This window comes from Bifidobacterium pullorum subsp. saeculare (assembly GCF_016899725.1).
Taxonomy (GTDB): Bacteria; Actinomycetota; Actinomycetes; order Actinomycetales; family Bifidobacteriaceae; genus Bifidobacterium; species Bifidobacterium pullorum_C.
On sequence record NZ_JACLYU010000009.1, the window covers coordinates 61,332 to 72,482 of the forward strand.

At 69.5% G+C, this 11,151-nt stretch carries 9 protein-coding genes and 1 tRNA gene; 8 read left to right on the forward strand and 2 right to left on the reverse strand.

The features are described from left to right. The first annotated feature begins 78 nt into the window (after positions 1 to 78). The 8 genes from obgE to rplA all read left to right on the forward strand — a co-directional run bounded on the left by obgE (position 79) and on the right by rplA (position 7,253). The gene (gene obgE / locus H7U32_RS05845; protein WP_204468894.1) at positions 79 to 1,737 is read left to right on the forward strand and encodes a GTPase ObgE; all 1,659 of its coding nucleotides are present in this window, start codon (positions 79 to 81) and stop codon (positions 1,735 to 1,737) included. After that, a complete protein-coding gene (gene proB / locus H7U32_RS05850; protein WP_204468896.1) occupies positions 1,734 to 2,864 on the forward strand; it encodes a glutamate 5-kinase in 1,131 nt (376 codons plus the stop codon). The genes obgE and proB overlap by 4 nt, the downstream gene beginning before the upstream one ends. A 96-nt stretch (positions 2,865 to 2,960) precedes the next feature. Then, a complete protein-coding gene (locus tag H7U32_RS05855; protein WP_204468915.1) occupies positions 2,961 to 4,169 on the forward strand; it encodes a pyridoxal phosphate-dependent aminotransferase in 1,209 nt (402 codons plus the stop codon). Positions 4,170 to 4,297: 128 nt separating this feature from the next. After that, a tRNA-Trp gene (locus tag H7U32_RS05860) sits at positions 4,298 to 4,373 on the forward strand. Positions 4,374 to 4,403: 30 nt separating this feature from the next. Further along, entirely contained in the window at positions 4,404 to 4,631 is a 228-nt protein-coding gene (gene secE, locus H7U32_RS05865; RefSeq protein WP_204468898.1) for a preprotein translocase subunit SecE, read from the forward strand. 44 nt (positions 4,632 to 4,675) lie between these two features. Further along, positions 4,676 to 5,599, forward strand: a complete 924-nt coding sequence (nusG, locus tag H7U32_RS05870) for a transcription termination/antitermination protein NusG (protein WP_204468899.1) — start codon at positions 4,676 to 4,678, stop codon at positions 5,597 to 5,599. A gap of 509 nt (positions 5,600 to 6,108) precedes the next feature. Next, entirely contained in the window at positions 6,109 to 6,540 is a 432-nt protein-coding gene (rplK, locus tag H7U32_RS05875; RefSeq protein ID WP_204468901.1) for a 50S ribosomal protein L11, read from the forward strand. Positions 6,541 to 6,560: 20 nt separating this feature from the next. Continuing rightward, positions 6,561 to 7,253 carry a 50S ribosomal protein L1 gene (gene rplA, locus H7U32_RS05880; RefSeq protein WP_204468903.1) on the forward strand — a complete coding sequence of 231 codons (693 nt, stop codon included), beginning with the start codon at positions 6,561 to 6,563 and terminating at the stop codon, positions 7,251 to 7,253. Between the two features lie 87 nt (positions 7,254 to 7,340). On the opposite strand, the gene H7U32_RS05885 is transcribed toward rplA, so the two are convergent. Together H7U32_RS05885 and H7U32_RS05890 are read right to left on the reverse strand one after the other, a co-directional pair. Beyond that, positions 7,341 to 8,135 (reverse strand): PucR family transcriptional regulator, encoded by a 795-nt coding sequence (locus tag H7U32_RS05885; RefSeq protein WP_239457552.1) that lies wholly within the window; start codon positions 8,133 to 8,135, stop codon positions 7,341 to 7,343. Between the two features lie 52 nt (positions 8,136 to 8,187). Next, positions 8,188 to 10,191 (reverse strand): DUF6020 family protein, encoded by a 2,004-nt coding sequence (locus H7U32_RS05890; RefSeq protein WP_239457553.1) that lies wholly within the window; start codon positions 10,189 to 10,191, stop codon positions 8,188 to 8,190. Between the last annotated feature and the right edge of the window lie 960 nt (positions 10,192 to 11,151).

An 11,151-nucleotide genomic window follows, 5' to 3' on the forward strand; every position in this document is an offset into this window, starting at 1 on the left:
CTCGGGAGGCGGCCGCGGTTCTGTCGTCTCGGGGCGGTGCCCCGGCCTCGGCAACGGTGTTCGGTAAGGTAGGCAGCTATGAGTGATTTCGTGGATCGAGTGACCGTCCATGTCAAGGGCGGCGACGGCGGCAACGGCTCGGCGGGCATCCGCCGCGAGAAGTTCAAGCCGCTGGCCGGCCCCAACGGCGGCAACGGCGGCGACGGCGGATCCGTCGTGTTCGTCGCCGACCGCAACGCGACCAGCCTGCTCGACTACCGCTTCATGCCGCACCGCACCGCCGGCAACGGCACGATGGGCCTGGGCGACAACAAGGACGGCACCAAGGGCCGCGACCTCGTCCTGCCCGTGCCGTGCGGCACCGTCGTCTTCGAGGCCAAGGGCCCGGCCGGCGCCTCCAAGAAGCCCGGCGAGGAGCTCGCCGACCTGCGCCACGAGGGCGACCGCTACGTCGTCGCCCGCGGCGGCGCCGGCGGCCTGGGCAACATCGCGCTGGCCAACAAAACCCGCCGCGCCCCCGGCTTCGCCCTGCTCGGCGAACCCGGCGAGGAGCGCGACGTGATCCTCGAGCTCAAATCCATCGCCGACGTGGCGCTGGTGGGCTTTCCCTCCGCCGGCAAATCGAGCCTCATCGCCGCGATGAGCGCCGCCAAGCCGAAGATCGCCGACTATCCGTTCACCACGCTGGTGCCGAACCTCGGCGTCGTGATGGCCGGCGACGCCCGCTACACCATCGCCGACGTGCCCGGCCTGATCCCCGGCGCCTCCGAGGGCAAGGGCCTGGGCCTGGAGTTCCTGCGGCACATCGAGCGCACCGAGATCATCGCGCACGTCATCGATTGCGCCACGCTCGAACCCGGCCGCGACCCCGTCTCCGACTATCACGCGCTCGAGCACGAGCTCGCGCAGTACGCGGACCGGCTGGAGCTGCCGCTGGGTGCGATCCCAATCCCCGAGCGCCCGCGCATCGTGATCCTCAACAAGGTGGACGTGCCCGAGGCCAAGGAGCTCGCCGAATTCGTGCGCCCCGAGTTCGAGCGGATGGGACTGAAGGTGTTCGAGGTCTCCACCGCCTCCCACGAAGGCCTCAAGCAGCTCAACTTCGCGCTGGCCGCGATGGTGGCCGACATGCGCCAGGAGGTCGCCCGCCGCGAGCAGGCCGAGGAGGAGGCCCGCGTGGTCATCAAGCCGCTCGAGCAGCGCCGGCGCCGCCCCGCCGCCGGGGACGCGCCCGCCGACTTCACCATCGAACGCGAGGAGGGCCGCGACGGCGAGTTCTGGTTCACCGTCACCGGCCGCAAGCCCGAGCGCTGGGTGCTCCAGACGAACTTCGACAACGACGAGGCCGTCGGCTACCTGGCCGACCGCCTGGCCAAGCTGGGCGTCGAGGACGAGCTGCGCCGCAAGGGCGCCCGCCCCGGCGACGAGGTGCGCATCGGCCGTGGCGACCGCGCCGTCTCCTTCGACTGGGATCCGACGATCGCCGCCGGCGCCGAGATGCTCGACGGCACGCAGCTGGGCCACCGCGGCCAGGACCTGCGCCTGACCGAGGACGACGGCCGCGCCCGCCGCCGCACCAACGCCGAGCGCCGCCGCGAATACCACGAGATGATGGACGCCCGCGCCGCCGTGCGCGAGGCGATGATGGCCGAGCGCCGCGCCGGTCACTGGTCCGACCCCTCCGTCGACGACGACCGTCACGACGAGCGGTCCCTGTTCGGCAGGGGCGAGGCGTGACGCTCGCACAGGAGGAAGTGCGCCGGCGCATCGCCGCCGCGCGCACCGTCGTCGTCAAAGTCGGCTCCAGCTCGCTGACCCGGCCCAGCGGACACCTCGACCCGGACCGGCTCGACGCGCTGGTCGGCGCCCTCGCTACCGTGCGGCTGATGGGCGGACGCGTCGTGCTCGTCTCCTCCGGCGCCATCGCGGCAGGCTTCGGCCCGATGGGTTTCGCCAGCCGGCCCACTGACGTGGCCACCCAGCAGGCCATCGCCGCCGTCGGCCAGGGCCTGCTCATGGCCCGCTACGAGACCGCCTTCGGCCGCTACGGCATCCGCGTCGGCCAGATCCTCATCACCGCGCAGGACACGATCAGCCCCACGCAGTACCGCAACGTGCGGCGCACGCTCGGGCGGCTGCTCGACCTGGGCGCCGTGCCCATCGTCAACGAGAACGACTCGCTGGCCTCCAACGAGATCCGCTTCGGCGACAACGACCGCCTCTCCGCGCTCGTCGCCAACATCGTCAAGGCGGACGCGCTCGTCCTGCTCACCGACGTGGACGCGCTGTACACCGCGCCCCCCGGCGAGCCGGGCTCCCGGCGCATCGACTACGTCCCCGACGCCGAGACCGCCGCGGCCGGCGTCAAGGTCGCCGGCTCCGGCTCCAAGGTCGGCACCGGCGGCATGGTCACCAAGCTGGAGGCCGCGCGCGTCGCTGCTGTCTCCGGCATCCCCACCGTGCTCACCTGCGCGGCCAACGCCGGGCCGGCGCTGATGGGCGACCCGGTGGGCACCGCCTTCGCGCCCGTGCACGCGCGCGAATCCTCGCGCCGCCTGTGGATTGGCTTCGCGGCCGAGCCGCGCGGCAGCATCGTCGTGGACGCCGGCGCCGCGGCCGCCATCCGCGGCGGCCGGGCCAGCCTGCTGGCGGCCGGCGCGCTGGAGGTCAGGGGAGCGTTCTCGGCCGGCGACCCGGTGTGGGTGGACGACGAGGCCGGCGCGCATCTGGCGCGCGGCTTGGCCGGCTTCGATTCCGAGGAGATCCCGCAGATGCTCGGCCGCACCACCGCCCAGCTCAAGCGCTTCCTCGGCGCCGCCTATGCGCATCCGCTCGTCCACCGCGACAACCTCGTGCTCGTCTGAGGCGGGCGCGCGGCCGGCGGCCGGCTGGGGCCAGCCGGCGGGGCGCGGCCGGCGGCGTGGCCGGGGAGCCGCCGCGCTAGGCTGGAGGGCATGACTATGACGCAATGGCAGAAGCTCTCCGACCGCATCAATCATGTGACCCCGTCCGCCACGCTCGCCGTGGACGCGAAGGCCAAGGCCATGAAGGCCGTTGGCCTCGACGTCATCGGCTTTGGCGCCGGAGAGCCCAACTTCCCGACCCCCGGCTACGTTGTCGACGCGGCCGCGGACGCCTGCCGCGATCCGAAGAACTACAAGTACACGCCCACGCCGGGCCTGCCCGAGCTGCGCGAGGCCATCGCGGCGAAGACGCTGCGCGACTCCGGCTTCGAGGTGACTCCGGAGCAGGTCGTCGTCACCAACGGCGGCAAGCAGGCCGTCTATGCCACCTTCCAGGTGCTGCTCGATCCGGGCGACGAGGTCATCATCCCCACGCCGTACTGGACCAGCTATCCGGAGGCCGTCAAGCTGGCCGGCGGCGTGCCGGTCGAGGTGTTCGCCGGCGCCGACCGCGGCTTCGAGCCCGATGTGGCGGCCCTGGAGGCGGCCCGCACCGAGCGCACCAAGGCGATCATCCTCACCTCGCCCAACAACCCCACCGGCGCGGTCTGGAGCCCGGCGACCATCGAGGCGATCGGCCGGTGGGCCGTCGAACACCACGTCTGGGTCATCTCCGACGAGATCTACGAGCACCTCACCTACGACGGCGCCCGCACCACGTACGTGGGCGCGGCCGTGCCCGAATGCCGCGGCCAGCTCATCGTGCTCAACAGTGTGGCCAAGACCTACGCGATGCCCGGCTGGCGCGTCGGCTGGATGGTGGCGCCGCTCGAGGTGGCCAAGGCCGCCGCCAAGCTCCAGGGCCATATGACCTCCAACGTGGCCAACGTGTCCCAGCGCGCCGCCTTGGCCGCCGTGGCCGGGCCGCTGGACGAGGTGCACCGCATGCGCGAGGCCTTCGACACCCGCCGCCGCGCGATCGTGGCGGCGCTCAACGGCATCGACGGCGTGGTCTGCCCCACGCCCACCGGCGCGTTCTACGCCTTCTGCGACATCACCGCGCTGCTCGGCCGCCCGGTCGGGCCGAAGGGCACGGTGTGCGCCACCTCCGCCGAGTTCGCGGCCGCGATGCTCGAGGAGGCCCATGTGGCCGCTGTGCCGGGCGAGGCCTTCGGCGCCCCCGGCTATCTGCGCTTCTCCTACGCGCTGGCCGACGACCAGCTGGCGGAGGGCATGCGCCGTATGAAGGCGTTTTGCGAGGCCTGAGCCGCGGGCCGCGGGCGGCGGCGACACCCGATTTGCGTTGTCCTCGGCCAACTGCTATTGTTTCGCCTTGGCGGTTTTCGCCGTAGCGCAGCCTTCCCTTCGGAGGGACGCGCGGCGAGGGAACACCTAGGGAAGTGGCGCAATTGGTAGCGCAACGGTCTCCAAAACCGTAGGTTGTGGGTTCGAGTCCCGCCTTCCCTGCCAATTCCTCTTGAACTCGAACGAAGGACGGATATGGCCAAGGCAAGCAAGAGCGAGAAGGTCGTCAAGCCGAACGTCTTCATGCGCATTGGCCTGTTCATCAAGCAGATCATCGACGAGCTCCGCAAGGTCGTCACGCCGACCGCGAAGGAACTGCTCGGCTGGGCCGTCGCCGGCCTCATCTTCGTGCTGTTGCTCATGGCGCTGGTCACGGTGATGGATTTCGGCCTCGGCAAGGCCACGCTGTGGATGTTCGGCTGATGCCGCCCTTCGCCGGAAACGACCGCGAAGTAAGGTGAACACGCATGAGTGATGAAGTGAATCTCGAGAACCTCGACGCGCTGGCCGATCTGCCTGGGATGGCGGACGGAGCCGCCGCGCATGCCGAGGACGCCGAGCCGGCCGCCGCCGAGGCGACCGAGGCTGCGGCCGAGGACACCGCCGACGTCGCCGCCGATGCGTCCGTCACCGCTTCCGAGGACGGCGCCGCTGAGGCTGCCGCCGATGCTGCCGACGAGGCTGTCGCCGAAGGCGAGTCCGCCGATGATGCTGAGACTTCCGACGATACCGAGGCGTCCGACGATGCCACGGCCGGCCAGGACGAGCCTGCGGACGCCGGCCAGCAGGCCGTCGACGAGTTCGCCAAGTCCCTGCGCACGCTGGAGGGCAAGTGGTATGTGCTTCACACCTACTCCGGCTATGAGAAGCGCGTGAAGGCCAACGTCGAGTCCCGTATCCAGAGCTTCGGCCTCGAGGACAAGATCTTCCAGATCGAGGTCCCGATGGAAGAGGTCGAGAAGCACACCGACAAGGGCAAGAAGGTCATCAGCCGCGTGCGCGTGCCCGGCTACGTGCTCATCCGCATGTGGCCCGACGAGGACGCCCGCCGCATCGTGCGCGAGACCGAAGGCGTGACCGGCTTCGTCGGCCCGACCAAGGACCCGGCCCCGCTCACGCGCAAGGAAGTCGTCTCGATGATGGCTCCGATGATCGCTTCCGAGGCGCTCAAGAAGGCCGGCGACAAGCCCGCCGCCGCCAAGAAGCGCACCGTCGAGGTCTCCTACAAGGTGGGCGACCAGGTCACCGTCACCGACGGCCCCTTCGCCACGATGGCCGCGGTGGTCTCCGAGGTGGAGCCGACCACGCAGAAGCTCACTGTGCTCGTGTCCATCTTCGGCCGCGATACGCCGGTGGAGCTCGGCTTTGACCAGGTGCAGAAGCTCGACTGAGCGCCGCGCGCGGGCCCATCGCCCCGCTGCCATACACGTCAACCCCGCTCCACATCGGCGGGGTTTTTCGTATTCCTCGACTTTCCTGCCCTCTCCCACGCTCGCTCCCCGCCCCTCCCACGGCAAACCGTACTCTTGCGCGTCGTGAGCGTACGGTTTGCCGCAGTGGAACGGTCCTCGTGCGGCGAACCGTACTCTTGCGCGTCGTCAGCGTACGGTTTGCCGCATGGGGGCGGCGCTTATGATCGGCCTGTGCGCCGGGAGGGCCGTGGGCTGTGGGCCGGGGAGCCGCGGGCCGCGCGGCGGGGGAACCGCGATGTCCCGCGGCATACGCATAATGGAACGGTTTGTGACTGGAGGGCCGGCGTAAGCCGTGCCCGCTGGCACAGCACAGCAACCATACGATGCGGGAGGACGTCCCACCGCCCATCGCCCGGCGCCGCGGCAGCGGTACCGGCCAACGGCGCGGGATGGCCGTTCGGACCGCGTAGTGAAAGAAGAACCAACCTATGGCTCCCAAGAAGAAAGTCTCGGCGCTGATCAAGCTCCAGATCGAAGCTGGCAAGGCCAACCCGGCCCCGCCGCTGGGCCCGGCCCTGGGCTCCCACGGCGTGAACATCATGGATTTCTGCAAGGCCTACAACGCGGCCACGCAGGACAAGATGGGCCAGATCGTCCCGGTCGAGATCACCGTCTACGAAGACCGCTCCTTCACCTTCATCCTCAAGACCCCGCCGGCCGCGGCTCTGCTCAAGAAGGCCGCCGGCGTCGCCAAGGGCACCGAGAACCCGCTGACCCACAAGGTCGGCTCCGTCACCAAGGCCCAGGTCCGCGAGATCGCCGAGATCAAGATGCCCGACCTGTCCGCCCGTGACGTCGAGGCCGGCATGAAGATCATCGAGGGCACCGCCCGCTCGATGGGCATCACGGTCACCGACTGAGGAAGGGAAGGAATAGGACAATGGTGAAGCGTTCCAAGAAGTACCGCGAAGCTGCCGAGCGCATCGATCGCAACAACCTGTACACCCCGAACGAGGCTATCGCGCTGCTCAAGAGCATGCCGGCCTACAACTTCGACCAGACGGTCGAGGCGGTGTTCCGTCTGAACGTCGATCCGCGCAAGGCCGACCAGCTGGTCCGCGGCACGGTCTCCCTGCCCCACGGCACCGGTAAGACCGTGCGCGTCCTCGTGTTCGCGCGTGGCCCGCAGGCCACCGCCGCCACCGAGGCCGGCGCCGACATCGTCGGCGATGACGAGCTGATCGAGAAGGTGGCCAGCGGCTTCCTCGACTTCGATGCCGTGGTCGCCACCCCGGACATGATGGGCAAGGTCGGCCGCCTGGGCCGCGTGCTCGGCCCGCGTGGCCTCATGCCGAACCCGAAGGTCGGCACCGTGACCATGGACGTGGCCAAGGCCGTCACCGACATCAAGGGCGGCAAGATCGAGTTCCGCGTGGACAAGAACGGCAACCTGAGCTTCCTCATCGGCAAGATGAGCTTCGACGAGCAGGCTCTGGACGAGAACTTCAAGGCCGTGGCCGACGAAGTCAAGCGTCTCAAGCCGTCCACCGTGAAGGGCCGTTACCTGACCAAGGCGACGATTACCTCCACGATGAACCCGGGCATCCCGGTCGACACCGCCATCATGGCCTGATTGGTCCGCGATCGCGGTCGAACCCAACGGCAGAACCCGCGCCTCCCACGATTCCGTGGGGCGCGGGTTCTCGCGTATCCGGGGCCGTCAGTCGGCCCGGGCCGCGTGGATGCGGCCGAGTGCGATCGCGGTGGTGAGCACGTAGGCGTCGCGGGGGTCGGTCGCGTCCCATCCGGTGGACTCGGCCGCGCGCTTGAGCCGGTAGCGCACCGTGTTCGGATGCACGCTGAGCTCCTTCGCGGTCGTCTCCAGGGAGCCGCCCGAGGCGAGGAAGGTGGAGACCGTCAGCATCGTCGGATCGTTCGGACCGGCCTCGTCGAGGCTGCCGTACACGGCCTCGACGAGCTCGCGGCGGGCGGCGTCGTCGCCGAGCAGCGCGCGCTCCGGCAGCAGGTCGTCGGCGCGCATCGGCCGCGGCGAGTCCGGCATGGCCGGCGCGGCGGCCAGCGCGTACAGCGTCCCCCGCAGCGTTTCGGCGGCACCGGCCACGCCGTGGCGCAGCGGTCCCAGGCACAGTGGACGGTCGTCGGCGAAGGCGTCGGCCATCGTCGTCGCCGCCACCTCCGGGCCCACGGCGTTCTGCCGCCGCAGCACGGCCACCACCCAGCCGTCCCTCGTGCCCACGATCGCGTCCGACCCGCCCAGGTCGCGCGCCGCCGAACGGATGCGTTCGGCGGCGCCGGCCGCGTTCACGCGCGGGCGGCCGCCGATCGCGAAGCAATCGAATCCGTCATCCCAGCCGACCACCGCGAGCAGCGAGGCCACGCGCGCGTCGGCCAGGCCGGAGGCCAGGCATTCGAAGACGACGGTCTCCGGATCGCGCCCGTCGCCGAGCATCGCCAGGAAATCGCGCGCCTCGAAGTCCGCCGTCATCTCGTTCATGCCACCCAAGTCTAGCTTCCGCGGCTCCGTGGCCCGGCGCGGGCGGCCGCCGTCAGACGCGCGCCGCCCCACGGGCCGGTGCGGCGTCGGCATGCTCCAGCGCGGCCGGGTCCACCTCGTCCGCGCGGCGCCGCGCGGCATGCCGCCGCGCCGGGCGCGACTCGCGCGCGAACACCACGCACAGGAACCCGAACACGAACGCGACTGGCAGCATATGGCGTTCGAAGTTGTTGGCCGGCGCGGTGACCATCACGCCCATGAGCAGCAGCAGCGGGATATGCCAGGCCAGCGTGCGCCAGCGGCGCAGCACCACCTCGGCCGCGCCGATGAGCAGCGTGGCGATCACATAGGTATTGCCGTGCATCAGCCATCCCAGCACCGGGATGGCGCTGAGATGGTCCACAGTGCGCGACACCTGGTCGCGCCAGTCATGGTTGTAGTAGCGGATCCATGCGGAGTTGCGCTGCACCTGGTCGTTGTTGATGTAATAGCTCATCGGGGTGTACGGCATGTCAGCGATGTCAAAGTATCCGAAGCATTTGGCCAGGAAGGCGTCGAGGGCCACCACCGGCGAGGCCTTGACGATCTCCAGCCAGGCGGCGTTGAAATCCTCCATGTCCTCCGGCGTGACGGTGCGCCACTTGTAGCTCACCTTCTTCGACTGGATGCCGGACGATTTCACCGGGTCCGCGTCCTGCGGGAAGTAGGCGTCCGCCATCTGGTCGAGGTTGAACGAGGGCGCCAGTTTGTCCTTGGCATCCTGTGGGATCGCCTCCAGATCCTTCGCCGCCACGCGGGCGATCATCTGCAGCTGCACACCGCGGCTTTCGATCGGGTCGCCGCCGATGATCGCGCCCGAGGCGATGGCCAGCGAGGTGCCGCCGTGGATGAGCACCACCGGCAGCAGCAGCGCCACGGCGTAGGTGTGCCAGCGGCGACGGTCGGCGATGAGCGCCAGCACCAACGCCGCTAGGATGATGTACCAGGCGTACTTCGCCGAGGCCAGCATCACGCAGGTGGACACCACGAACGCCGCGACGGTGCGGCGGCGGGGGCGCGTCCCGTCGCCGCGGGACGCGTCGCCGTGCAGCTCGTACCATACGCCGAACCACCACACGAAGGCGAAGGCGAACAACGGCGACTTCGTCAGCGAAATCGTCGAGAACACCGCCAGCGGGCACACCAGGAAGAACGCCAGGATGAGCACGCGCGCCACCGCGCCGCTGCGGGGCGGCGTGGCGGCGGCCAGGGAATCGGGAATCCGGGAATCGGGAATCCTGGAATCGGCGGGCGCGAGGTGCGCGGCCCGGGGGTCGAAGAACCGGTGCGCGGTGACCGAGCAGCAGAACACGGCGAACAGGAACTGCCCGGCGGCCAGCACCACCAGCCCCCAGTCGTTCGTGCCGGTCAGGTAGCGGGAGACGGAGGCGACCGCGCCATAGAGCAACGTGAGCAGGATATTGTGCTGGTCGGTCAGATACGTGGGCTCGGCCGGCCACAGGTAGTGCGCGGTCGGGTAGATGTCCATCGGCACGAAGGAGAAGAAGCCGATGTACGGCTGCTTGAGTCCCGTCCACTGGTTCCAGGCCCAGCTGAACTCGCGGATCTGGGAGCGCACGTCCGAGCCGTAGGCCACGAGCAGCGTCGACGGCACCCACAGCCAGCCGACGAACAGGATGATCGCCACCTTCCACCAGCGGTCGGTGGCGCGCACGATGCCGCGGCCGATCGCCCGTCCCACGGCGCGAATGGCGCGGCCAGGGCGCGACAGCGCCCAGCTGGCCGCCCACATGCGCGGGCCCATCGGGACGAGGCGGCGCGGCTCGCGCTCCACCTTGCCGCCGTGGCGCCGGTGCCAGCCGAACACCGGCACGCCGTTCGCCCACCGCACCAAGGCGACGACGATGCCAAGCGTGACGAGCAGCGTGAGGAGGAAGTAGCCTGCGTTCGCCAGGCCGAAGTCGGCGATGGAGGAGTCCGCCCAATACAGGGGGCCGACCGCCGTGCACAGCGCGACCCACAGGCAGGCCGCAATCGCCAGCGCCCAGCGCGCCATGCGGCCGGCCGCCGCGAGGCGGGGGTGGCGCGGTGGCGCCGGGGCGGACGGTTCCGACGGGCCTTGGACCGGGGGCGCCGGGGCCGGCTGGGCCGGGGCGGACGGAATCGACGAAACCGATGTCTCCGGGGCCGTCGGGGCGCCGGCCGACGTGGCCGCCTGGGCCTGGGGCTGGGTTGCCGGGGCCGGAACGCTCGGGATTCGGGATGTGCTCACCCCACCGATTCTACGTGGATGCGATTGGCCCGGAATGCGTCCGTCGGGAGACCGTTTCAGCGCCCCACCGTGCGGCGAATCGTGCTCTTGCGGCGCTTAAGCGTACGTTTTGCCGCATTCTTACGGTCCTTATGCGGCGGACCGTACGCTTACTCGCCGCCACAGTACGTTTTGCCGCATTCTTACGGTCCTTATGCGGGGAATCGTACTCTTGCGGTTCGCAGGCGTACGTTTTGTCGCATGGGTGTCGTGTCAGTGCGGCGAATCGTGCTCTTGCGGCTCGTAGGCGTACGGTTTGTCGTGGTTGGTTGGTGTGGCACGCGGGTGGTTGGTTGGTGTGGCACGCGGGTGGTTGGTTGGTGTGACGCGCGGGTGGTTGGTTGGTGTGGCGCGCGGGTGGTGGGTGTTTTTTGGGGTGTTGGGTTGGGTGTGTTGGGTGGTTTGGGTGGTGGTTTTGGGTGTTTTCGACACGCCGGGGGAGGTGTGTGTTTGCAGGGGTTTTGGGGGTGGTTGGTTGGGGTGGGTTTGCGTTTTGGTTTGGGTGCGTGTAAGTTAATCACTCGCTGCCGCTGAGCGGTGCGGTTCCTCCGCCTGAGGGGGGATCGGATCGGCTTGGTGTGTGGTGGTGGTTTGAGAACTCAAGAGCGTGTTTGTACTACTTTTGTAGAGTCATTTGATTGCCAGTCCAATCGCAGCCCGTGCTTGTTTGTGGGTTCGGGTCACCGGAGGGTGTGTGAGTGCGGT

Bases quoted from the DNA above. Each gene is read 5' to 3' on its own strand.
- secE (WP_204468898.1), top strand. From the start codon at position 4,404: ATGGCCAAGGCAAGCAAGAGCGAGAAGGTCGTCAAGCCGAACGTCTTC.
- rplA (WP_204468903.1), top strand. From the start codon at position 6,561: ATGGTGAAGCGTTCCAAGAAGTACCGCGAAGCTGCCGAGCGCATCGAT.
- H7U32_RS05885 (WP_239457552.1), bottom strand. From the start codon at position 8,135: ATGAACGAGATGACGGCGGACTTCGAGGCGCGCGATTTCCTGGCGATG.
- rplK (WP_204468901.1), top strand. From the start codon at position 6,109: ATGGCTCCCAAGAAGAAAGTCTCGGCGCTGATCAAGCTCCAGATCGAA.
- nusG (WP_204468899.1), top strand. From the start codon at position 4,676: ATGAGTGATGAAGTGAATCTCGAGAACCTCGACGCGCTGGCCGATCTG.
- H7U32_RS05855 (WP_204468915.1), top strand. From the start codon at position 2,961: ATGACGCAATGGCAGAAGCTCTCCGACCGCATCAATCATGTGACCCCG.
- obgE (WP_204468894.1), top strand. From the start codon at position 79: ATGAGTGATTTCGTGGATCGAGTGACCGTCCATGTCAAGGGCGGCGAC.
- H7U32_RS05890 (WP_239457553.1), bottom strand. From the start codon at position 10,191: ATGGCGCGCTGGGCGCTGGCGATTGCGGCCTGCCTGTGGGTCGCGCTG.